The organism is Pseudomonas kermanshahensis, from assembly GCF_014269205.2.
Lineage (GTDB): Bacteria > Pseudomonadota > Gammaproteobacteria > Pseudomonadales > Pseudomonadaceae > Aquipseudomonas > Aquipseudomonas kermanshahensis.
This window is the reverse complement of the sequence record NZ_JABWRY020000001.1, coordinates 4580739-4603746: the sequence shown is the minus strand read 5'-3', so window position 1 is coordinate 4603746 and position 23008 is coordinate 4580739. Positions and strand designations below refer to the sequence as shown.

General features: G+C 63.2%; 22 protein-coding genes. 14 read left to right on the top strand and 8 right to left on the bottom strand.

The features are described from left to right. Window positions 1-32 precede the first annotated feature (32 nt). The 5 genes from HU764_RS20600 to HU764_RS20580 form a co-directional block, all read right to left on the bottom strand. Window positions 33-1064 carry an AbrB family transcriptional regulator gene (locus HU764_RS20600; protein WP_186677592.1) on the bottom strand — a complete coding sequence of 344 codons (1032 nt, stop codon included), beginning with the start codon at window positions 1062-1064 and terminating at the stop codon, window positions 33-35. Further along, window positions 1057-2571: a tripartite tricarboxylate transporter permease gene (locus tag HU764_RS20595; RefSeq protein ID WP_027594133.1), complete on the bottom strand. Its 1515-nt coding sequence runs from the start codon at window positions 2569-2571 to the stop codon at window positions 1057-1059. Before HU764_RS20595 ends, HU764_RS20600 begins: the two co-directional genes overlap by 8 nt. A 3-nt stretch (window positions 2572-2574) precedes the next feature. After that, entirely contained in the window at window positions 2575-3033 is a 459-nt protein-coding gene (locus HU764_RS20590; protein WP_027594134.1) for a tripartite tricarboxylate transporter TctB family protein, read from the bottom strand. A 139-nt stretch (window positions 3034-3172) separates the two neighbouring features. Next, a complete protein-coding gene (locus HU764_RS20585; protein WP_016488839.1) occupies window positions 3173-4153 on the bottom strand; it encodes a Bug family tripartite tricarboxylate transporter substrate binding protein in 981 nt (326 codons plus the stop codon). 32 nt (window positions 4154-4185) lie between these two features. Continuing rightward, window positions 4186-5475, bottom strand: a complete 1290-nt coding sequence (locus tag HU764_RS20580; protein ID WP_186677586.1) for an OprD family porin — start codon at window positions 5473-5475, stop codon at window positions 4186-4188. A gap of 200 nt (window positions 5476-5675) precedes the next feature. On the opposite strand from HU764_RS20580, the gene HU764_RS20575 reads away from it, so the two are divergent. Together HU764_RS20575 and HU764_RS20570 are read left to right on the top strand one after the other, a co-directional pair. Then, window positions 5676-6347, top strand: a complete 672-nt coding sequence (locus tag HU764_RS20575; protein ID WP_027594137.1) for a response regulator — start codon at window positions 5676-5678, stop codon at window positions 6345-6347. Beyond that, complete coding sequence (locus HU764_RS20570) at window positions 6340-7719, top strand: sensor histidine kinase (protein WP_027594138.1); 1380 nt, start codon at window positions 6340-6342, stop codon at window positions 7717-7719. The genes HU764_RS20575 and HU764_RS20570 overlap by 8 nt, the downstream gene beginning before the upstream one ends. 166 nt (window positions 7720-7885) lie before the next feature. Here HU764_RS20570 and HU764_RS20565 read toward each other — a convergent pair whose 3' ends face one another. Beyond that, window positions 7886-8692, bottom strand: coding sequence for an HDOD domain-containing protein (locus HU764_RS20565; RefSeq protein WP_027594139.1), 807 nt, complete (start codon window positions 8690-8692; stop codon window positions 7886-7888). Between the two features lie 55 nt (window positions 8693-8747). After that, entirely contained in the window at window positions 8748-9689 is a 942-nt protein-coding gene (gene ygfZ / locus HU764_RS20560; protein ID WP_186677583.1) for a CAF17-like 4Fe-4S cluster assembly/insertion protein YgfZ, read from the bottom strand. A gap of 133 nt (window positions 9690-9822) precedes the next feature. Between ygfZ and HU764_RS20555 the strand changes: the two genes are divergently transcribed. Both HU764_RS20555 and HU764_RS20550 read left to right on the top strand, forming a co-directional pair. After that, the gene (locus HU764_RS20555; protein WP_027594141.1) at window positions 9823-10077 is read left to right on the top strand and encodes an FAD assembly factor SdhE; all 255 of its coding nucleotides are present in this window, start codon (window positions 9823-9825) and stop codon (window positions 10075-10077) included. Then, window positions 10061-10525 carry a protein YgfX gene (locus tag HU764_RS20550; protein WP_186677581.1) on the top strand — a complete coding sequence of 155 codons (465 nt, stop codon included), beginning with the start codon at window positions 10061-10063 and terminating at the stop codon, window positions 10523-10525. Before HU764_RS20555 ends, HU764_RS20550 begins: the two co-directional genes overlap by 17 nt. Before the next feature lie 296 nt (window positions 10526-10821). Here the strand turns inward: HU764_RS20550 and nadB are convergent, their stop codons facing one another. Beyond that, entirely contained in the window at window positions 10822-12426 is a 1605-nt protein-coding gene (gene nadB / locus HU764_RS20545) for an L-aspartate oxidase (RefSeq protein WP_186702541.1), read from the bottom strand. Between the two features lie 433 nt (window positions 12427-12859). Between nadB and rpoE the strand changes: the two genes are divergently transcribed. The 10 genes from rpoE (at window position 12860) to pdxJ (ending at window position 22951) form a co-directional block, all read left to right on the top strand. Continuing rightward, window positions 12860-13441 (top strand): RNA polymerase sigma factor RpoE/AlgU, encoded by a 582-nt coding sequence (gene rpoE, locus HU764_RS20540; RefSeq protein WP_003252049.1) that lies wholly within the window; start codon window positions 12860-12862, stop codon window positions 13439-13441. A 31-nt stretch (window positions 13442-13472) separates the two neighbouring features. Then, window positions 13473-14066, top strand: a complete 594-nt coding sequence (locus HU764_RS20535; protein ID WP_027594143.1) for a sigma-E factor negative regulatory protein — start codon at window positions 13473-13475, stop codon at window positions 14064-14066. Between the two features lie 8 nt (window positions 14067-14074). Next, on the top strand, window positions 14075-15040 hold the full coding sequence (locus tag HU764_RS20530; RefSeq protein WP_027594144.1) for a MucB/RseB C-terminal domain-containing protein: 966 nt from the start codon (window positions 14075-14077) through the stop codon (window positions 15038-15040). Window positions 15041-15249: 209 nt separating this feature from the next. Beyond that, entirely contained in the window at window positions 15250-16656 is a 1407-nt protein-coding gene (locus tag HU764_RS20525; protein ID WP_371097684.1) for a DegQ family serine endoprotease, read from the top strand. Window positions 16657-16928: 272 nt separating this feature from the next. Then, window positions 16929-18728, top strand: coding sequence for a translation elongation factor 4 (gene lepA, locus HU764_RS20520; protein WP_024717450.1), 1800 nt, complete (start codon window positions 16929-16931; stop codon window positions 18726-18728). 5 nt (window positions 18729-18733) lie between these two features. Next, window positions 18734-19588 carry a signal peptidase I gene (lepB, locus tag HU764_RS20515; RefSeq protein WP_027594147.1) on the top strand — a complete coding sequence of 285 codons (855 nt, stop codon included), beginning with the start codon at window positions 18734-18736 and terminating at the stop codon, window positions 19586-19588. A 161-nt stretch (window positions 19589-19749) separates the two neighbouring features. After that, complete coding sequence (gene rnc, locus HU764_RS20510) at window positions 19750-20439, top strand: ribonuclease III (protein ID WP_027594148.1); 690 nt, start codon at window positions 19750-19752, stop codon at window positions 20437-20439. Then, entirely contained in the window at window positions 20432-21334 is a 903-nt protein-coding gene (gene era, locus HU764_RS20505) for a GTPase Era (protein WP_027594149.1), read from the top strand. Before rnc ends, era begins: the two co-directional genes overlap by 8 nt. A 149-nt stretch (window positions 21335-21483) precedes the next feature. Next, a complete protein-coding gene (gene recO / locus HU764_RS20500) occupies window positions 21484-22167 on the top strand; it encodes a DNA repair protein RecO (RefSeq protein ID WP_027594150.1) in 684 nt (227 codons plus the stop codon). Between the two features lie 61 nt (window positions 22168-22228). Continuing rightward, window positions 22229-22951 (top strand): pyridoxine 5'-phosphate synthase, encoded by a 723-nt coding sequence (gene pdxJ, locus HU764_RS20495; protein WP_189662533.1) that lies wholly within the window; start codon window positions 22229-22231, stop codon window positions 22949-22951. Window positions 22952-23008: the final 57 nt, after the last annotated feature.

Genomic DNA, 23008 nt, shown 5'->3' with positions numbered 1-23008 from the left:
ATGAAACACCGCGAAGCAGGCGACGCGGTGTTTCAGGCTTTTCCTGCATTCCAGCGCCGGAACAGCGGCTCTGCCAAAAACAACACGAGCAATAAGCGCATTACCTGCAAGGCCGTCACCAACGGCACCGACAGCTGCAGGGTCTCCGCCGTCAGGCTCATCTCCGCAATCCCGCCGGGCATCATCCCCAGGGTCAGCGAACGCAGGTCTAGCGCCGTCATCACGCTCAGCGCCCACGCTGCGCTGCCGGCAATCAACATGCACAGCGCCGTGGCCAGCAACGTACGGCCCAAAAACGAAGGTGCGCGGCGGAAAAACGCGCGGTTGAAGTGGCAGGCCAGGCCGCTGCCAATCAGCCACTGGCCGATTTGACTGGCGCCATCAGGCAGGCCGATCTGCAGGTTGCCCGCCAGGCTAACCGTCGCCGCCACCAGCAGCGGCCCGAACAGCCAGGGGTTGGGCTGGCGCAGCCGCTGCCAGATAAAGCCCGCGGCTATACCCAGCGGGGCGATCAACGCTAGCCAGCCCCAGCTCACACTGCCGGCATGATTGAGCGGTACGCCGTTACCCATCAAGAACTTGAACAGCGCCGGCACGCACAGCACCACTGCCAACACACGCAGGCTTTGCGCTGCCGCCACCTGGCTGAGCACCGCGCCATTGCGCGCGCCCAGGTTGACCATCTCACCCGAACCGCCCGGCATGCTGGCGAAGAAGGCGGTTGCGCGGTCTTCGCCGGTACGTCGCAGCAACCACACGCTGATCACGCTGGACAGGGTAGTGAACAGCGCGCCAAAGAAGATCAGCAGAAAATGGCTGCCCACCTGTTCGATCACGGCGGGGGTGAAGTGCAGGCCGATGCCCAGGCCGATGATGCATTGCCCGCATTTGCGCCCATTGGGGATTTCCGACAGCTGCCAGGGGGTCAGGCAGCGCACCAGGATGATCGCCAACAACGCGCCGACCATCCAGGGCAAAGGCCAGCCGACCTTGCTGGCGAGATACCCGCCAGCAAGGCCGACCAGCCCGGTCGCCCAATACAGGGGCAAGGACCGATCAGGCATCAGCCATGGCCCGGCGCTGCAGGCTGCGCTTGCGCCAGATACGCAGCAGCGGCAGGCACAGCATGCACACCACCAGTACCCACACGCCCATGCTGATCGGGCTCGACCAGAGGATGCCCAGCTCACCGTTGGAGATCGACAGCGCACGGCGCAGGTTTTGCTCCATCAGTCCGCCGAGGATGAAGCCGAGCAGGATCGGCGACAGCGGGAAGTCCAGCTTGCGCAGGATGTAGCCCATGATGCCGATGCCGACCATCAGGAACAGGTCGAAGGTGGTGGCGTGCACGGCATACACGCCGATCCCGGTGATGATCGCGATCACCGGCACCAGCGCCCAGTTCGGCACGGCGAGGATGCGGGTGAAGATGCGGATCATCGGGATGTTGAGGATTACCAGCATGATGTTGGCGATGAACAACGAGGCGATCAGGCCCCAGACGATGTCTGGCTGCTGTTCGAACAACAGCGGGCCGGGGGTGATGTTGTACAGGGTCAGTGCGCCGATCATCACCGCGGTGGTGCCCGAACCTGGCACGCCGAGGGTCAGCATGGGGACCAAGGCGCCGCAGCAGGAGGCGCCGATAGCGGTTTCTGGCGCGGCCAGGCCACGGGCATCACCCTTGCCGAACTTGCCGCTTTCGCCAGCGATACGCTTCTCGGTCATGTAGGCCACGGCACTGGCCAGGGTCGCACCGGCACCTGGCAGCACGCCCATGATGAAGCCGAGCAGGCCGCAGCGGATGTTCACTGCGAACACCGAAGCCGCTTCCTTGACGTTGAACAGCATGCGCCCAGTGGCCTTGACCGCCTGGTGGCCATGGTGGGTCTTTTCCAGCAGCAGGAGGATTTCGCTGATCGAGAACAGCCCCAGCACCAGCACCACGAACTGGATGCCGTCGGCCAGGTGCACGCTGTCACCGGTGAAGCGGTAGACGCCGCTGTTGGCGTCGATGCCGACCGCCGACAGGAACAGGCCGATCAGCGCAGCGATGAAGGTCTTCAACGGTTTGTCGCCGGCCATGCCGCCCAAGGCGACTATGGCGAACACCATCAGCACGAAGTATTCCGCCGGGCCGAAGGCGATCGCCCACTTCGCCAGCAGCGGGGCGAACAGCACCATGCCGCAGGTGGCGATGAAGGCGCCGATGAACGAACTCCAGGCAGACAGCGACAAGGCAACGCCTGCCAGGCCCTGGCGGGCCATCGGGTAGCCGTCGAGGGTGGTCATCACGGTCGAAGCTTCGCCCGGGATGTTCAGCAGGATCGAACTGATGCGCCCGCCGTATTCGCAGCCCAGGTACACCGCAGCCAGCAGAATCAGCGCCGACTCAGGCGGCAGGCCCAGGGCAAAGGCGATGGGGATCAGCAAGGCCACGCCGTTGATCGGGCCCAGGCCCGGCAACAAGCCGACCACGGTGCCGATCAGGGTGCCACTGAGGGCGGTGACCAGGTTGTACGGGCTCAGGGCGACGCCGAAGCCCTGGCCCAGGTAGCTCAAGGTATCCATGTGTCAGTTCTCCAGTACGCTCAGCAGGCCAAGGGGCAGGGGCACGTCCATCACGCGGTCGAACAGCCAGTAGAGGAACAGGCTCATGCCGACCACGACGATGGCGCTGTGCAGCCAGCGGCCGCCGTACAGCCGAGCCATGGGCAGGCCGACCAGGATGGCGCTGAGGATGAAGCCCAGCGGTTCGAAGGTGGCAGCGAAGACGATCAGCAGGCCGACGCAGGCGGCGATCTTGATCAGGGTTTCGCGGTCCAGTTCTGGCTCGTCATCCTTGCGCACGATGGGCGTTGGGCGGATGGCCAGGTAAAGCAGGCCCAGGCCCATCAGGCCGAGCATCAGCAGCGGATAGGCCCGTGGGCCAACCGGTTCGTAGGAAAACGCAGCCTGGTACGGCCAGGCCATCACGGCCAGGGCGGCGCACACCGCCAGCAGGACCAGGGCGAAGAGGCGTTGCAGGATCATCGGGGAATCCTCGTTGGACGCGGACTCTGTGGGAGCGGGCTTGCCCCGCGAACACCGGCAAAGCCGGTGCCATGCACCGAGGTGCCAGCTTCGCGGGGCAAGCCCGCTCCCACAGGGATCTGTTCAGGTAGTCGGCGAGTTACTGAATCAGGCCGAATTCCCTGGCCAGTGCCTTGTAGTCAGCCACCTGCTTCTTCACATAGCCGTCCAGCTCTTCGCCGGTCATGGCGAACGGGAACAGCTCGCGCTGGTCACGCAGCTTGGCGAAGTCTTCCGAGGCCAGCATCTTGTCGAACGAGGCCTTCCACCAGGCGTAGTCCTCGTCGCTCACCTTCGGCCCCAGGTAGAAGCCGCGTACCACCGGCCAGACGATGTCGTAGCCCTGCTCCTTGGCGGTAGGGATGTCTTTCATCTCTGGCTCGTCCAGGCGGTTTTCGGAGAACACCGCGAGGATGCGCATGTTGCCGCTCTGGATGTGGGGCATGGAGTCGGAGATGTCGGTGGAGCCGACCTGGATGTGCCCACCCAGCAATGCAGTGGCAATTTCACCGCCGCCTTCCAGGGCCACGTAACGCAGGTCACGCGGGTTGATGCCGGCAGCCTTGGCGATCAGCGCGGTTTGCATCCAGTCTTGGCTGCCGACCGTGCCACCGGAGCCGATCACGACCTTGCTCGGGTCTTTCTTCAGGGCAGCAACCAGGTCGTCCAGGGTTTTGTAGGGCGAATCGCTCTTCACGGCGATGGCCCCGTAGCTGGTGCCGACGGCTGCCAACCACTTGACCGCGTTCTCGTCGAAGCGGCCGAACTTGCCTTGGGCCAGGTTCAGCAGCGAGCCGCTGGACCACGCCACCAGGGTGCCGGCATCCGCTGGGCGCTGGGCCACCACGGCGTTGTAGGCCACCGCGCCGACGCCGCCGGGCATGTAGGTGACACGCATGGGCTTGCTGAGGATCTTCTCCTGCACCAAGGCGCTCTGCACCAGTTTGCAGGTCAGGTCGAAGCCACCGCCGGGCGAGGCAGGGGCGATGCATTCGGGGCGTTTCGGTTCGGCAGCGAGGGCGTTGCCGGCCAGCAGCAGGCAGCCGGTAGCGAGGACGAGGCGGCGCAGTGAAAAGGTCATCGTCAATCTCCGTGAGCGTTGTTGTTATTGGGTTACCACAGGGCCACGCTGTAGCTCACCAGCAGCCGCACTTCGTCGGCGTCGCGGGCAAAATTCGAGCGGAAGGTGGCGTTGCGCAAGCGCACGGCGACGTTTTTCAACGGGCCGCTTTGTACCACGTACTTGAACTCGGTGTTGCGTTCCCACTCCTTGCCCTCGCTGCCATCGGCGCGGCTGACGTTGTCGCCGCTGATGTAACGGGTCATGAAGGTCAGGCCGGGGATGCCCAGGGCCGCGAAGTTGTAGTCGTAGCGCATCTGCCAGGAGTGCTCGTCGGCACCGGCGAAGTCGTTGATCTGCACGAAGTTGACCAGGTACGGGTCGGCGCCATCGATGTAGGGGAAGGCGCTGTCGCCGGACAGGTGCTGGTAGGCGGCACTGACCTTGTGCCCGCCCAGGGCGTAGCTGAGCATGCCGTTGACGGTGGTGTTGTCGATGTTGCCGGCCTTGGCGGCGCCGGCATCGTCACTCACGGCAAGGCGCAGGTCAGCGCCCAAGGTGCCCGGCCCCCACGGCTGGGTGGCGACCATGCCGAGGAAGTGCTGGCGGTAGATGTCGTCGAGTTGGGCGAAGTGGTAGCTGCCGGTGATGCGATCGGTGAACTGGTAGTCCAGGCCCGCGAGGTCGAGGTTGTCGGCGGTGAAGGTGCCACCGAAGCGGCCGTTCTTGTTGTTGAGGGCCAGGTCTTCCCAGTTGGTATCGTTGCGGTCCTTGGCCTTTTCCAGGCGCCCGCCGGTGAAGGTCAGGTGGCTGATTTCTTTCGAGGTGAGCAGGCCGCCTTCGAAGGTTTGCGGCAGGATGCGCCCGTCGTTGGGCTGCAGGGTCGGCAGCTCGGGGATCAGCGTGCCGATCTTCAATTCGGTCTTGGACACTTTGACCTTGCCGGTCAGGCCGAGCTTGGCGTACTCGTCGGCGGCCTTGCCGTCGTCATGGGTCGGCAGCAGGCCGGTGTCGGTGCGGTCGGGGCTGGAGTCGAGCTTGATGCCCAGCATGCCCAGCGCATCCAGGCCAAAGCCCACGGTGCCGTCGGTGTAGCCAGACTCGAAGTTGAGCATGAAACCCTGGGCCCATTCGTCGCGCTTGGATTGCTGCGCGCTGGTGCCGTCGCGAAAGTCGCGGTTGAAGTACATGTTGCGGGTTTCGAAGGTCGCCGTGCTGTCTTCGAAGAAGGCGGCCTGGCTCATGGGCGCGACACCGGCGAGCGCAAGGGCGCTGGCGATGGCAGAAGGGCGTGCGGCAAAGGAACGGGTAGGCACGAATGCCTGCGGCTGCGATGACAGCATCGTCGATGACTCCGTTTATTGTTCTTATTCGTTGCACCTTGCTGGTGCTTTTTTCGGCGCGTGGGGCGACCGTGGTGCGATGCTAGGTAACGAACCTTTCGCTAACCTTTCAGCGTGAAAGGTTTGTCAGAAGGGGCTTCACAGGCCGGTCGACAGCGGTACACTCCGCGCCACCGCCCCACCCGAGCAGGGAGAATCCGATGCGTGTGCTGCTGGTCGAAGACCACCTGCAACTGGCCGAAAGCGTGGCCCAGGCCTTGAAAAGTCACGGCCTGACCGTGGATGTACTGCATGACGGCGTGGCTGCCGACCTGGCCCTGGCCAGTGAGGAATATGCCGTTGCCGTGCTCGATGTCGGCTTGCCGCGCATGGATGGCTTCGAAGTGCTGGCGCGTTTGCGTGGCCGCGGCAAGACCCTGCCGGTGCTGATGCTGACCGCGCGCAGTGACGTCAAGGACCGGGTCCACGGGCTGAACCTGGGGGCTGACGATTACCTGGCCAAGCCGTTCGAACTGACTGAGCTGGAAGCCCGGGTCAAGGCCTTGCTGCGCCGCAGCGTGCTGGGTGGCGAACGCCAGCAGCGTTGCGGGCCGTTGGTGTACGACCTGGATACCCGGCGCTTCAGCCTGGGCGAGGACAACCTGACCCTGACCTCGCGTGAACAGAGCGTGCTTGAAGCGCTGATCGCCCGCCCAGGCCGGGTGATGAGCAAGGAGCAACTGGCCGCCCAGGTGTTTGGCCTGGACGAAGAAGCCAGCCCCGACGCCATCGAAATCTACATCCACCGCCTGCGCAAAAAGCTCGACGGCCACCCGGTGGCGATTGTCACCTTCCGTGGCCTGGGGTATCTGCTCGAGCATCGCGATGCGTGACAACGGTAGCTTGCGCGGGCGGCTGTTGGGCAACCTGGCACTGTTGCTGGTGGTGCTGATGCTGGCCAGCGGCCTGAGCGCCTACTGGAACGGCCGCGAAGCCGCCGACACGGCCTACGACCGGACCTTGCTGGCCTCGGCACGGACCATCGCCGCGGGCTTGTCGCAACGCGACGGCTCGTTGAGCGCGGACGTGCCCTATGTGGCGCTGGATACCTTCGCCTACGACAGTGCCGGGCGTATCTACTACCAGGTGCTGGACATCAAGCAGCGCTTGATCTCGGGCTACGAGAACCTGCCAGCGCCGCCGCCTGGCACGCCGCGCACCGACGACTACCCGGCGCTGGCGCGGTTCTACAATGCGACGTACCTCGGCCAGGACGTGCGCGTGGTCAGCCTGCTCAAGCCGGTCAGCGAGCCGAACATGAACGGCATGGCGGAAATTCGCGTGGCCGAGACCGAAGAAGCGCGGGTGCGCATGGCGCGCGGGCTGATGGCCGATACCCTGCTGCGCCTTGGGATGCTGGCACTGGGCGCCTTGGTGATGGTGTGGTTTGCGGTCAGTGCCGCGCTACGCCCGCTGGAGCGCCTGCGCACCGCCGTGGAAGAGCGCCAACCCGATGACCTGCGGGCTTTGCCGGTGGTGCAGGTGCAGCGCGAACTGGGCCCACTGGTGCGGGCCTTGAACCACTTTACCGAGCGCTTGCGCGGGCAGTTCGAGCGCCAAGCCCAGTTCATCGCAGACGCCGCCCACGAGTTGCGCACGCCCTTGGCGGCGCTCAAGGCGCGGGTCGAGTTGGGCTTGCGTTCATCCGAGCCGCAGGAGTGGCGGCAGACGTTGGAATCAGCTGCCCAAGGCACGGACCGCTTGACCCACCTGGCCAACCAGCTGTTGTCATTGGCACGGGTCGAGAATGGCGCCCGGGCAATCGCCGAAGGTGGCGCGCAGCGCCTGGACCTCAGCCAGTTGGCCCGCGAACTGGGCATGGCCATGGCGCCCTTGGCGCATAACCGTGGCGTGGCATTGGCCCTGGAGGCCGAGGCGCCCGTGTGGCTCAAGGGTGAGCCGACCTTGCTCAACGAACTGCTGAGCAACCTGGTGGATAACGCCTTGGCGCATACCCCGGCCGGTGGCAACGTGATCCTGCGGGTGCTGGCGCCGGCGGTGCTGGAGGTCGAGGATGACGGCCCGGGTATTCCCGAGGATGAGCGCGAACGGGTGTTCGAGCGCTTCTACCGCCGCAGTGCCCAAGGCAGTGGGCTGGGGTTGGCGATTGTCGGCGAGATCTGCCGCGCGCACCTGGCGCAGATCAGCCTGCACGATGGCGAGAAGGGCGGCTTGCGGGTGCGGGTGAGCTTCATCGCTGACTAGGGTTTTACTGTCTATTGGCCCGTCGGCACCGTAGGAGCAGCCTTGTGCTGCGAAAGGGCCAGTGACTGCAGCGAAGATTTGCTGTGCTGTTACCGGCCTCTTCGCAGCACAAGGCTGCTCCTACCTGAATCGCGCAGGAGGGTAGGTGTAGCGGGCTTTCGGCGGCCTAGCGCAACAGGCTCCGCGCCTCGAGCAGCTCTTCGACTTCCAGTTCGGTGCCGAACGGCAGCCCCAGGTGTCGGTACGCCGGCAACGCGGCCAGTGGCCGGCTACGCCCACGTTGGCTGATGCAGCGGGCGATCTGCACGACGTCGATATAGTCGACCTTGTCGGTCTGCCGGTCGAGGTCCTGAACCTGGCTCGGCAGGTTGACCAATTGCTCGGGAAACTCCCACGCCTTGAGGATCTTGTCACCCAGCACGGGCTGTATCTGCTCGATCACGTAGTGCAGGCAGACCGGGTCGGACAGCAGCTCGTTGTGTTCTTCGGCGTAAATCAGCACCGGCAGGGCACCGATCTGGTTGACCAGCCCACCGAGGGTCGCCTGGTCGGGTTTGAGGTGGGTGAAGCGGCGGCAGATTTCGTAGCTGATGCCTGCCACTTCCAGGCTGTTGACCCAGATATCGCGCAGCTTTTGCTCAACAGCCGGCGAGCGAGCATGAAAGATCTGTTCGATCACCAGGCCGATGGCCAGGTTGCAGCTGTAGTTGATGCCCAGGCGAGTGATTGCGGTATGCAGGTCGGTGACCTCGACCGCAGCGCGCAACAGTGGGCTGTTGACGACTTTGATCAGGCGCGCCGAGAGGGCCGCGTCGCGACCGATCACCTTGCTCAGGGCCGACACGCTGATCTCGCTATCCTCGGCGGCCTCGCGGATGCTCAAGGCAACCTCGGGCAGGGTCGGCAGGACCAGGTCATCCTTTTCGATGGCATCGAGCAACTGTGCTTGAACCATCTCGGCCAGCTTGTTCATGGACTTCTCTACCGCAGTGGTGGTGCGGCCCCGTCACGCGGACGGGGCAGGCTGGTCAGCGCTGGATTTCCCGGTCGCGGTCCAGTTCGTAGGGCAGGCTCAGCACGTGCAGGCGTGGCCCTTCCAGGCTGCCCAGGTGCAGGTTGTCGTCGGCCACCGCATCGGCGCTGATTACCGCGAGCAACTCGCAACCGGTACCCGTATTGGCCGCCATCACCACTTCACCGACCGACGAGCCATGGGTGGGTGAGAAGATCTCGGCACCTGGCGCGGGGATGTCCTGCTGATCGAGCGCCAGGCGATACTGACGGCGCTTTAGCTTGCCCAGGTACTGCATGCGGGCAACGATTTCCTGGCCGGTGTAGCAGCCCTTCTTGAAGCTGACGCCGTCCACGGCCTGCAGGTTGATCATCTGCGGGATGAACAGCTCGCGGGTAGGGCCCATGACTTGGCCAATACCTGCGCGGATCTGGCCCAACAGCCAGTCGTTGAGGCTGCCCTCAGGCAGGCTGGCGGCGAGTGCCGCGCCTACGTGGGCGGCCTGCTCGGCAGGTACCCACAGCTCGACGCGGCCTGCGGACACGGCGATGGCGATCAGGCCCTCATGGCGCACGGTGGCGCCCGCTTCGACCGGCGGCGTCAAGCCCAAGGCTTGCAGAGCCGCCTCGCCACCCTGCAGGCCAAAGCGCGCCCAGGCGGCGCTCTCGTCGCTTAAGGTGGCCTTGGAGAACACGGCGTACTTCTTGAGGTCGGCCAATTGGGCATCGAGCAGCTCACTGGCCATGGCCAGCAGGTAACCGTTGCCTTCGGGCACGATACGGAAACTCGACTGCATGCGCCCTTTGACCATGCAGCGGGCACCGAGGCTGGCATGTTCCTGACTGAGGTAGTTGATGTTGCAGGTCAGCTGGCCCTGCAGGAACTTGCCTGCGTCGGAGCCGCGGACGGCGAGGATGCCCTCGTGGGACAGGGGGCTGAAGAAAGCGGAATCGGCCATGGGTCATCGCGGTGGCTAAAGACTGGCGGCCATCATAGAACGCCAGTAACAAAATAGGTAGGTGACTAGACCAACGCCCTGTGCCGCTTCGCTCGCCTGGCTGTATACTGGCGGGCCATTCGAGGAGGGCCCCATGGTCGAACAAACTGAACTCAACCGGCTTTTCTGGCACAGCCGCCGCGGCATGCTGGAACTGGACGTACTGTTGGTGCCTTTCACCCAAGAAGTCTACGCCACCCTCAACGAAGCCGACCGCGAACTCTATGTACGCCTGTTGAGCTGCGAAGATCAGGACATGTTCGGCTGGTTCATGGAGCGTACCGAGTCTGAAGACCCGGAGCTGCAGCGCATGGTCCGCATCATCCTGGACCGTGTCCAGCCCAAGTGAGTTTTTCGAAAGCCGTTGGCAAGGCTCGCGCCTGCTGCTGACGGCATACTTGAGTTGCCAGGTGCTGGCGCTGTTCGCCGTATGGGTGAGCGCGTTGCCCTGGTGGCTGTCCCTGGCGGCCACTGCCGCGTCTGTCGCCCACGCCTGCTGGGCCATCCCCCGACGGATTTTGCTCACGCATCCGCATGCGGTTACCGGGCTGCGCCGAGACCTGCTTGGTTGGCGGGTGTTCACCTGCGCCCAGGGTTGGCAGCCGGTGCGTTTGTGCCGGGACAGCGTTGCGTTGCCGGGGATGGTGGTGTTGCGGTTTGTGCGGGAAGGGCGTTGGCTGGGGGAGGGGCAGTGCGTTCCCTGGGATGCCCTCGGGGCTGATGAGCATCGGCGGTTGCGGGTAAGGCTGAAGTTCAGCCGGCGCAGGTGGGCTGAGGTGGGAGCGATTCAGGGCTGAAAGGTTTTCACCGTGGCAGGTTCAGTGCCTGTGAGATCGAGCGCCGCCCGCGCGGCGCTTCGCAGCACAAGGCTGCTCCCACATCTGTTTCGGGCCAATTATTCCTGAGGCATTGGCGCGCGGCCCCTTGGCGCCTGACACGATATCGAGTCGAACAAACAAGGCGGTCGCGCGCCTCCCTCACAGGCTTTACTGGCCCGAAACAGATGTGGGAGCAGCCTTGTGCTGCGAAGCGCCGCGCGGGCGGCGCTCGATCTCACAGGCGCTGCAACTTTCAGACCAGACCGCTGCAGCTTTCAGACCGGGCTGAGGATGGTGTCTTTAGCCTCGTCCAGCATCCCCGGATAATCCAGCGTGTAATGCAACCCGCGGCTTTCCTTGCGCTGCATCGCCGAACGAATCATCAGCTCCGCCACTTGCGCCAGGTTGCGCAGCTCGATCAGGTCGCGGCTGACCTTGTAGTTGCTGTAGAACTCGTCGATTTCGTCGAGCAGCAGGCGGATGCGGTGTTCGGCGCGCTGCAGGCGCTTGCTGGTGCGCACGATGCCGACATAGTCCCACATGAAGCGCCGCAGCTCGTCCCAGTTGTGCGCGATGATCACATCCTCGTCCGAGTCCGTTACCTGGCTGGCATCCCAGCCGGGCAGGGCTTTGGGCATGTCGACCTGTTCCAGGTGCGCCTGGATGTCGGCGGCAGCGGCGCGGCCATAGACGAAACATTCGAGCAGCGAGTTGCTGGCCATGCGGTTGGCGCCATGCAGGCCGGTAAAGCTGGTCTCACCGATGGCATACAGCCCAGGCACATCGGTATGCCCGCGGTCGTCCACCACCACGCCGCCGCAGGTGTAGTGGGCTGCGGGTACTACCGGGATCGGCTGGCGGGTGATGTCGATGCCGAAGGCCAGGCAGCGTTCGTAAACGGTGGGGAAGTGGCCCTTGATGAAATCGGCCGGCTTGTGGGTGATGTCCAGGTACACGCAGTCCACGCCCAGGCGTTTCATCTCGTGGTCGATGGCGCGGGCCACGATGTCGCGTGGGGCCAGTTCCTCGCGGGGGTCGAAGCGCGGCATGAAGCGCTCGCCGTTGGGCAGGCGCAACAGGGCGCCTTCACCGCGCAGTGCCTCGGTGATCAGGAAACTCTTGGCTTGGGGGTGGTACAGGCAGGTCGGGTGAAACTGGTTGAACTCAAGGTTGGCCACCCGGCAGCCCGCGCGCCAGGCCATGGCGATGCCGTCGCCGCAGGCACCGTCCGGGTTACTGGTATACAGGTAGACCTTGGCTGCGCCTCCGGTGGCGAGCACGGTGAAGCGCGCCCCGTAGGTGTCTACTTCGCCCGTATTGCGGTTTAGCACATAGGCACCCAGGCAGCGCTCGCCGGGCAGGCCCAGGCGGCGCTCGGTGATCAGGTCGACTGCCACGCGCTGCTCCAGCAGCTGGATGTTCGGGCGTAGGCGGGCCTGGGCCAGCAAGGTGGTGAAGATCGCGGCGCCTGTGGCATCGGCGGCGTGGATGATGCGCCGGTGGCTGTGGCCACCTTCGCGGGTCAGGTGGAACTCGAAGCCCCCATCGTCGACGCCGTGATGCTCATCCCGGGTAAAGGGCACGCCTTGCTCGATCAACCACTGGATGGCTTCGCGGCTGTGCTCGACGGTGAAACGCACGGCATCTTCATGGCACAGGCCGCCGCCGGCATTGAGGGTGTCCTCGACATGCGACTGTACGGTGTCGGTGTCGTCCAGCACAGCGGCCACACCGCCCTGGGCCCAATAGGTCGAGCCATTGGCCAGGTCGCCTTTGCTGAGCACGGCGATACGCAGGTGGCTGGGGAGGTTCAGTGCCAGGCTGAGACCGGCGGCGCCGCTGCCGATCACCAGGACATCATGTTGGAATTGTTGGCTCATGTCGGGACACTAGTAATCTACGGAAGGGGCACGGCACAATAGTCACGCGCCGATGGCATTGTGAAACTATCGTTAAACCAGGCCGGGTTGCCTTTATAGCAGCCCCGGGTGGCCAATTTCCATGCCACTTGCCAGGAAGCAGCGACCTTGTGGGAACTTTCCGACAGCTACGGAAATCCTATGAAGGCTGCCCGCACGCCACAAATGTCGCGGCGACGCACGGCGGCAGCTCTATTCGGGCTGACACCTGCGTATTCGAAACCTGATTATTGACGTTGCCGGCCGTGACCGCGCCGCGTCTTCCGTGCGAGCCGACCAAGGGCTGCAGGAAACTTGCTTGGAGGGGAGAACTTTTGCGCAAAGCCCGAGTCTATGTTTGCAAGCCTGAACGATGGCTGTTGCAACGCTCCTTCGAGTCTACCGAGGAGTGTTCATGCTAACCCAGGAAGAGGATCAGCAGCTTGTCGAGCGCGTGCAGCGCGGTGACAGGCGAGCTTTCGATCTGTTGGTGCTGAAGTATCAGCACAAGATTCTCGGGTTGATCGTGCGGTTCGTTCACGATACCCACGAGGCCCAGGATGTGGCACAGGAAGCCTTTATCAAGGCCTACCGTGCGCTTGGCAATTTTCGCGGAGACAGTGCGTTTTATACCTGGCTGTACCGCATCGCCATCAACACGGCGAAGAACTACCTGGTGTCCCGTGGAAGACGGCCACCAGACAGTGATGTGAGCTCCGAGGATGCGGAGTTTTACGACGGCGATCATGGTCTCAAGGATCTCGAGTCCCCAGAGCGCTCGTTGTTGCGGGATGAAATCGAAGGCACGGTCCATCGCACCATCCAGCAACTGCCCGAAGACCTGCGCACGGCATTGACCCTGCGCGAGTTCGACGGATTGAGTTACGAAGACATTGCCAGTGTCATGCAATGTCCGGTGGGTACCGTGCGCTCTCGAATCTTCCGCGCTCGGGAGGCCATAGATAAAGCCCTGCAGCCGTTGTTGCAGGAAACCTGAGACAGCGGCTACAGCCAAGAGAGGAACCGCCATGAGTCGTGAAGCGTTGCAGGAATCGCTGTCCGCGGTAATGGATAACGAAGCGGACGAACTGGAATTACGTCGGGTACTGAGTGCCGTCGACGATGCCGAAACCCGTGCCACCTGGTCGCGTTACCAGGTCGCTCGCGCAGCGATGCACAAGGAACTGCTGCTGCCCAACCTCGATATCGCCTCGGCGGTGTCGGCAGCGTTGGCCGACGAAGCGGTACCGGCCAAGGTCAATAAAGGCCCATGGCGCAGCGTCGCTCGCCTGGCAGTCGCTGCCTCGGTGACGGTTGCCGTGCTGGCGGGTGTGCGCATGTACAACCAAGATGAAATCACCGGTGCAGAGCTTGCTTCCCAGCAACCGCAGCAGGGGCTGAGCGTGCCACAAACTCAAGGCCCGGCGGTATTGGCAGGCTATAGTGAAAGCAGTGAGCAACCGACCGGGCCGATGGCCAACGGTGTGCTGCAGAACCAAGCCGGCTGGGATCAGCGTCTGCCAGGCTACCTGCGCCAGCACGCCCAGGAATCTGCGCTCAAGGGCAGCGAAACCGCGTTGCCGTATGCCCGCGCCGCCAGCCTGGATAACCCCGCTAAGTAAGGAGGATCATGCGCGCGCTACCTCTCCTGTCGCTGCTGATAGGCAGCTGCATGACGGTGCCAGCGTTGGCGGCCAATTCTTCGCCCGAGGCGAATGAGTGGCTGAACAAGCTGGCACAGGCCGAGCAAAAGCAAAGCTACCAAGGCTCTTTCGTCTACGAGCGTAACGGCAGCTTTTCTTCCCACGATATCTGGCACAGGGTTGAGGACGGCAAGGTCAGCGAGCGGCTACTGCAGCTCGATGGCACTGCCCAGGAAATCGTGCGCGTGGATGGCAAGGTTGCATGCGTCAGTGGTGCCTTGGTCAACGGCGTTACGACGCCGCCCGATGCGGCGCCGCGTGCGCTGGATCCCCTCAAATTGATGGGCTGGTACGATCTGGGTGTGGCGGGCAAGTCACGTGTCGCCGGGCGCGACGCGGTGATCGTCACCCTCACACCGCGCGACCAGCACCGTTATGCGTTCGAATTGCACCTTGACCGCCGCACCGGCTTGCCGCTGCGCTCGTTGATGCTCAACGACAAGGGGCAATTGCTTGAGCGCTTCCAGATGACCCGCCTCGATACCGATGACCTGCCTACCGCGGATGACTTGCGCCCCAGTGCCGCTTGCAAACCGGTGGAACGTGGCACCAGCACCGGCCAGGAAACCGTCGCCGGATGGCGCTCAGACTGGCTGCCGCCGGGTTTTGAGCTGGTCAACAGCTCGGTGCGCCGCGACCCGGCCCGCAACAGCACAGTTAGCAGCCTGATGTATGACGATGGTCTGGCGCGCGTTTCGGTATTCCTCGAGCCGGTCAACGACAACTCAGGCACCGATACACGCGTGCAACTCGGGCCAACCGTGGCGGTATCGCGCCGTCTGAACACGCCGAAGGGCAAGGTTCTGGTCACTGTGGTAGGTGAAATACCCCTGGGTACTGCAGAGCGCATTGCGCTGTCGATGCGGCCTCAGGATGCCCAGGCGCGGCAATGATGGCGTGCGCTTTTCAGGTGGTTTCCGGCGTGAGAGACATGCTCCTGAAATGAAATTAAAGCATTGTCATTTGCAATCTTTCCGTAAATTTTCTATAGGTCAGGCTTCTTGGAGCCTGGCCTTTCCTGCTTGTGCAGGGGCCTTACGCTAACCACGCTCGTTGTGACGGGAGCCGTATGTCTATACCACGCTTGAAATCCTACCTATCGATGTTCGCCGCCGTGCTCATGCTCGGCCAGGTGCTCACCGCCCAGGCCGAGGAAGCCCTGCCGGACTTCACCACGCTGGTCGAGCAAGCCTCGCCGGCCGTGGTCAACATCAGTACCAAGCAGAAGCTGCCGGACCGCCGCATCGCCGCTGGGCAGATGCCGGACCTCGAAGGCCTGCCGCCGATGTTCCGCGAATTCTTCGAGCGCAACATGCCGCAACAGCCCCGCTCGCCGCGCGGTGATCGTCAGCGTGAAGCCCAGTCGCTGGGTTCGGGTTTCATCATTTCCAGCGATGGCTACGTACTGACCAACAACCATGTGGTGGCCGACGCCGACGAGATCATCGTTCGCCTGTCGGACCGCAGCGAGCTGCAAGCCAAGCTGGTCGGCACCGACCCGCGCACCGACGTCGCGCTGCTCAAGGTCGAAGGCAAGAACCTGCCGACCGTCAAGCTGGGCGACTCCGAGAAGCTCAAAGTGGGTGAGTGGGTGCTGGCCATCGGTTCGCCGTTCGGCTTCGACCATTCGGTGACCAAAGGTATCGTCAGTGCCAAGGGCCGTACCCTGCCTAACGACACCTACGTGCCGTTCATCCAGACTGACGTTGCCATCAACCCGGGCAACTCCGGCGGCCCGCTGTTCAACATGCAGGGCGAGGTCGTGGGTATCAACTCGCAGATCTTCACCCGCTCGGGCGGCTTCATGGGCCTGTCGTTCGCCATCCCGATCGATGTGGCGATCGATGTATCCAACCAGCTGAAAAAAGACGGCAAGGTCAGCCGTGGCTGGCTGGGCGTGGTGATTCAGGAGGTCAACAAGGACCTGGCTGAGTCCTTTGGCCTGGACAAACCGGCCGGTGCCCTGGTGGCCCAGGTGCTGGAAGATGGCCCAGCCGCCAAAGGTGGCCTGCAGGTGGGTGACGTGATCCTGAGCATGAACGGCCAGCCGATCGTCATGTCGGCCGACTTGCCGCACCTGGTCGGCAGCCTCAAGGACGGCGACAAGGCCAAGCTCGAGATCATCCGCAACGGCAAGCGCCAGAACCTGGACGTGAGCGTCGGTGCGCTGCCGGACGATGACGCTGACATTGGCACCGGGACCGGTGCAGATGGCAGTGCCGAGCGCAGCAGCAACCGTCTGGGCGTTTCGGTCGCTGACCTCAGCGCCGAGCAGAAGAAAGCCCTCGAACTCAAGGGTGGCGTGGTCATCAAGGAAGTCCAGGATGGCCCGGCCGCATTGATCGGCCTGCGCCCAGGTGATGTCATCAGCCACCTGAATAACCAGGCCATTGGCTCGGCGAAGGAATTCACCGAGATCGCCAAGGACCTGCCGAAAAACCGCTCGGTGTCCATGCGCGTGCTGCGCCAGGGGCGTGCGAGCTTTATCACCTTCAAGCTGGCTGAATAAGCGGGTCTTCAGGTAGGAAAAGGGGCAGCGTTGGCTGCCCTTTTTCGTGGAATCTACGGAGAAATGGGCTGGTCCGATCGCCGGCAAGCCGGCTCCCACAGGTGGGGTGGAGCTTTCAGGTACGGCACTGCGGCGTTACGAAGCGGCTTGCCAGCGACACTGTCGGCACAGACAGCCGATCAGGAATCTCCCATATCCCTGCTGCTTGAGGTACAATTCCCGGCTATTTTTCGGCGGGCGTCCCGGCTCGCAGCCTTTTCGAGTGTTGACCCGTGAGTGATTTGAGTCATATCCGCAATTTCTCCATCATCGCCCACATCGACCATGGCAAGTCGACGCTGGCCGACCGTTTCATCCAGATGTGCGGTGGCCTGTCTGCGCGCGAAATGGAAGCCCAGGTCCTCGACTCCATGGACCTGGAGCGCGAACGCGGGATCACCATCAAGGCCCACAGCGTCACGCTTCATTACAAGGCGCAAGACGGCAAGACCTACCAGCTGAACTTCATCGACACCCCCGGCCACGTCGACTTCACCTATGAAGTCTCGCGCTCGCTGGCCGCCTGTGAAGGCGCACTGTTGGTGGTGGACGCCGGTCAAGGCGTCGAAGCCCAGTCCGTGGCCAACTGCTACACCGCCATCGAGCAAGGCCTCGAGGTCATGCCGGTGTTGAACAAGATGGACCTGCCCCAGGCTGACCCGGACCGCGTCAAGGACGAGATCGAGAAGATCATCGGCATCGACGCTACCGACGCCGTGGCGTGCAGTGCCAAGAGCGGCATGGGTGTCGACGAGGTGCTCGAGCGCCTGGTGCACACCATCCCCGCGCCGGAAGGCGAGATCGACGCGCCGCTGCAGGCGCTGATCATCGACTCCTGGTTCGACAACTACCTGGGCGTTGTCTCGCTGGTGCGCGTGCGCCAGGGTCGCGTCAAGAAAGGCGACAAGATCCTGGTCAAGTCCACCGGCAAGGTGCACCTGGTCGACAGCGTCGGCGTCTTCACCCCGAAACACACCCAGACCGCCGACCTCAAGGCCGGTGAAGTGGGCTTCATCATTGCCAGCATCAAAGACATTCACGGTGCACCGGTCGGTGACACCCTGACCCTGTCCTCGACCCCGGAAGTCGAAGTGCTGGCGGGCTTCAAGAAGATCCAGCCACAGGTCTACGCCGGCCTGTTCCCGGTCAGCTCGGACGATTTCGAGGACTTCCGCGACGCGCTGCAGAAGCTGACGCTCAACGACTCCTCGCTCCAGTACATGCCGGAAAGCTCCGACGCTCTGGGGTTCGGTTTCCGTTGCGGCTTCTTGGGCATGCTGCACATGGAGATCATCCAGGAGCGCCTGGAGCGTGAGTACGACCTGGACTTGATCACCACTGCGCCTAGCGTGATCTACGAGCTCGAACTGAAAACCGGCGAAACCATCATCGTCGACAACCCGTCGAAGCTGCCGGATGTTTCGTCCGTCACCGACTTCCGCGAGCCGATCGTCACCGCGACCATCCTGGTGCCGCAGGAGCACCTGGGTAACGTCATCACCCTGTGCATCGAGAAACGTGGCGTTCAGCGCGACATGCAGTTCCTCGGCAGCCAGGTTCAGGTGCGTTACGACATGCCGATGAACGAGGTGGTACTGGACTTCTTCGACCGCCTCAAGTCGACCAGTCGCGGTTACGCGTCGCTGGACTATCATTTCGATCGCTACCAGTCGGCCAACCTGGTCAAACTGGATGTACTGATCAACGGCGACAAGGTCGATGCCCTGGCGTTGATCGTGCACCGCGACAACGCGGCCTATAAAGGCCGTGCGTTGACCGAGAAGATGAAGGAACTGATCCCTCGGCAGATGTTCGATGTGGCGATCCAGGCAGCCATCGGCGGCCAGATCATCGCGCGGACAACCGTCAAGGCGCTCAGAAAGAACGTACTGGCCAAGTGCTACGGTGGTGACGTCAGCCGTAAGAAAAAACTGCTGGAGAAGCAGAAGGCCGGTAAGAAACGCATGAAGCAAGTGGGCAACGTGGAGATTCCACAAGAGGCCTTCCTTGCTGTGCTCAGGTTGGATAGCTAGGTCCTATGTCGCTAAATTTCCCGCTGTTGCTAGTCATCGCCGTAGCTGTCTGCGGCCTGTTGGGCTTGATCGACCTGCTGTTCCTGGCCCCGCGCCGGCGAGCGGCAATCGCCAACTATCAGGGGCGCGTCAATCCGCCCGAGATGGCGGTGGTCGAGCGCCTGAACAAGGAGCCGCTGCTGGTCGAATACGGCAAGTCGTTCTTCCCGGTGCTGTTCATCGTGCTGGTACTGCGCTCGTTTTTGGTCGAGCCGTTCCAGATCCCTTCGGGGTCGATGAAGCCGACCCTGGAAGTGGGCGACTTCATCCTGGTGAACAAGTTCTCGTATGGCATTCGCCTGCCGGTGATCGACAAGAAGGTCATCGAGGTGGGTGACCCGCAACGCGGCGATGTGATGGTGTTCCGCTATCCGAGCGACCCGAACGTCAACTACATCAAGCGTGTCGTTGGCCTGCCGGGCGACCAGATCCGCTACACCAACGACAAGCGGCTGTACGTCAATGGCCAACCCATTGCCGAACAACTGGTGGGCACCGAACCGGGCACCTTGGGCAGCGCCGAGCTGTACAAAGAGAAGCTGGGCGAGGCCGAACACCTGATCCGCAAGGAAATGAGCCGTTACCGCATGCCGCCGGACCAGCAATGGACCGTACCGGCTGGCCATTACTTCATGATGGGCGACAACCGCGACAACTCCAACGATAGCCGTTACTGGGATGACCCGAACATTCCCAAGGAACTGCACGGCATGGTTCCGGACCGGAACATTGTCGGCAAGGCCTTCGCGGTCTGGATGAGCTGGCCAGAGCCCAAGCTCAGCCATATGCCCAACCTGTCGCGGGTCGGCCTGATCCATTGATACCCTTCGGCGCTGTCCAGCAGACAGCGCCGAATGCATTTCTGACATAGGCTGTGTTCTCAGGGATCGAGAGTTTCGCCGCGTACAGCGGCGGACCACAGCCAAACAGTCTTTCAGGATGTTGATTTGAACAACGCGTTGAACAACGAACGGGTGGCCGCATGAGTGCTTCCCTCGCCGCACTGGAGCGAAAGCTCGGTTACACCTTCAAGAACCAGGACCAGATGCTTCTGGCCCTGACCCATCGCAGCTACGCCGGGCGCAATAACGAACGCCTGGAGTTTCTGGGCGACGCCATTCTCAACTTCGTGGCCGGCGAGGCGCTGTTCGAGCGCTTCCCGCAGGCCCGTGAAGGCCAGTTGTCGCGCTTGCGTGCGCGCCTGGTCAAGGGTGAGACCCTGGCCCGCCTGGCGCGAGGCTTTGATCTGGGCGAGTACCTGCGCCTGGGTTCGGGGGAGCTGAAAAGCGGCGGTTTCCGCCGCGAATCGATCCTGGCCGATGCCCTGGAGGCGCTGATTGGCGCCATCTACCTGGACGCGGACATGCAGACCGCCCGGGAGCGTATCCTGGCCTGGCTGGCCGATGAATTCGAAAGCCTGACCCTGGTCGATACCAACAAGGACCCCAAGACCCGCCTGCAAGAGTTCTTGCAGTCGCGCAGCTGTGAGCTGCCGCGCTACGAGGTGGTGGATATCCAGGGCGAACCGCACTGCCGTACCTTCTTCGTCGAATGCGAAGTGGTGCTGCTGAACAACAAGAGCCGTGGTCAGGGTGTGAGCCGGCGTATCGCTGAGCAAGTCGCCGCTGCGGCTGCATTGATCGCCCTGGGCGTGGAGAATGGCAATGACTGATAACAACCCGACTCGCTGCGGCTACGTGGCCATTGTCGGCCGCCCCAACGTGGGCAAGTCGACCTTGCTCAACCACATCCTCGGGCAGAAGCTGGCGATCACCTCGCGCAAGCCGCAGACCACCCGCCACAACATGCTCGGCATCAAGACCGAGGGTGATGTGCAGGCGATCTACGTCGACACGCCGGGTATGCACAAGGCCAACGACAAGGCCCTGAACCGTTACATGAACCGTAACGCTTCGGCCGCCCTGAAAGACGTCGACGTGGTGATCTTCGTGGTTGACCGTACCCGCTGGACCGACGAGGACCAGTTGGTGCTCGAGCGCGTCCAGTACGTCAGCGGCCCGGTCATCCTGGCGGTCAACAAGACCGACCGCCTGGAAGAAAAAGCCGATTTGATTCCACACCTGCAATGGCTGCAGGAGCAACTGCCGAACGCGGAAGTGGTACCGATCTCCGCGCAACAGGGGCATAACCTCGAAGCGCTGGAAGGCCTGATCGCCAAGCACCTGCCGGAGAACGAGCACTTCTTCCCGGAAGACCAGATCACCGACCGCAGCAGCCGTTTCCTGGCCGCTGAACTGGTGCGCGAGAAGATCATGCGCCAGTTGGGTGCGGAGCTGCCGTACCAGATCACCGTAGAGATCGAAGAGTTCAAGCAGCAAGGGCACGTGTTGCACATCCATGCGCTGATCCTGGTCGAACGCGATGGCCAGAAGAAGATCATCATCGGTGACAAGGGCGAGCGTATCAAACGCATTGGCTCCGACGCGCGCAAGGACATGGAAGTGCTGTTCGACGCCAAGGTCATGCTCAACCTCTGGGTCAAGGTCAAAGGCGGTTGGTCCGACGATGAGCGCGCCCTGCGCTCGCTGGGCTACGGCGACCTGTAACCCCTGCTGTATGGGCTTGGGGCTGCCTTGCAGCCCATCGCCGGCAAGCCGGCTCCCACACAACCGCAGCGCTACCGAGCCCTGTAGGAGCCGGCTTGCCGGCGATGGGCCGCATAGCGGCCCGATTGGCCTTGGGACAAGTGATTGCCATGGAACAACCTGTCGGCCAGCCGGCCTATGTGCTGCACAGTCGTGCCTACAAGGAAACCAGCGCACTGGTGGACTTCCTCACGCCGCAAGGCCGTGTGCGGGCCGTGTTGCGCCGTGCGCGGGGCAAAGGTGGCAGCCTGGTGCGGCCGTTCGTGCCGCTGGAAGTGGAGCTGCGCGGGCGCGGCGAGCTGAAGAATGTTGGCCGCCTGGAGACGCTCGGTATCGCCGCCTGGTTGCACGGCGATGCGCTGTTCAGCGGGTTGTACCTCAACGAGCTGCTCATGCGTTTGCTGCCCGCCGAAGCCCCTCACCCTGCGCTGTTCGAGCACTACACCCTGACATTGCAGGCGCTGGCCGCCGGGCGCCCCCTGGAGCCGTTGTTGCGTTCTTTCGAATGGCGCCTGCTGGACGAGCTCGGTTATGCGTTTTCGTTGCAGCATGACGTGAACGACTTGCCGATCGCCGCCGATGGCCGCTACCGCTTGCGCGTGGATGCCGGGCTTGAGCGGGTCGAGTTGCTGCAGCCCGGGTTGTTCCTGGGGGGCGAGCTGTTGGCCCTGGCGCAAGCCGACTGGGAAGCCCCGGGGGCGCTGCTCGCAGCCAAGCGGTTGATGCGTCAGGCACTGGCCGTTCACCTGGGCGCCAAACCCCTGGTCAGCCGGGAACTGTTTCGCAAGCGTTGATCACGTCGTATGCTGTGGGGCTCAATCTTCAGGAGAGCCTTTCGTGACTCACAGCAACCGCATGCTTCTCGGCGTAAATATCGACCACGTGGCGACGCTGCGCCAGGCCCGGGGCACGCGTTACCCTGATCCGGTCAAGGCTGCCCTGGACGCCGAAGAAGCGGGTGCCGACGGCATCACCGTGCACCTGCGCGAAGACCGCCGGCACATTCAGGAGCGCGATGTGGTGGTGCTCAAGGATGTGCTGCAGACCCGCATGAACTTCGAAATGGGCGTCACCGAAGAGATGATGGCCTTCGCCGAGAAGATCCGCCCGGCGCACATCTGCCTGGTGCCCGAGACCCGTCAGGAACTGACCACCGAAGGCGGCCTGGACGTAGCGGGGCAAGAGGCACGGATCAAGGCAGCAGTCGAGCGCCTGGCCCGCACCGGTGCCGAAGTGTCGCTGTTCATCGACGCCGACGAGCGGCAGATCGAAGCCTCGCGCCGCGTAGGCGCGCCGGCCATCGAGCTGCACACCGGCCGTTACGCCGATGCACAGACGCCGACTGAAGTCGCTGAAGAGCTCAAGCGCATCGCGGACGGTGTCGCGTTCGGGGTGGGCCAAGGGCTGATCGTCAATGCCGGCCATGGCCTGCATTACCACAACGTCGAGGCAGTCGCGGCGATCAAGGGCATCAATGAGCTGAACATCGGCCACGCGTTGGTGGCCCATGCGCTGTTCGTCGGCTTCAAGGCTGCGGTGGCGGAGATGAAGGCGTTGATCGTGGCGGCTTCGCGCTGATCGAAACGTAGGCTGAAAGTCGTCAGCTTCAGGGTATTTTTAAAAGGAAGTATTGAA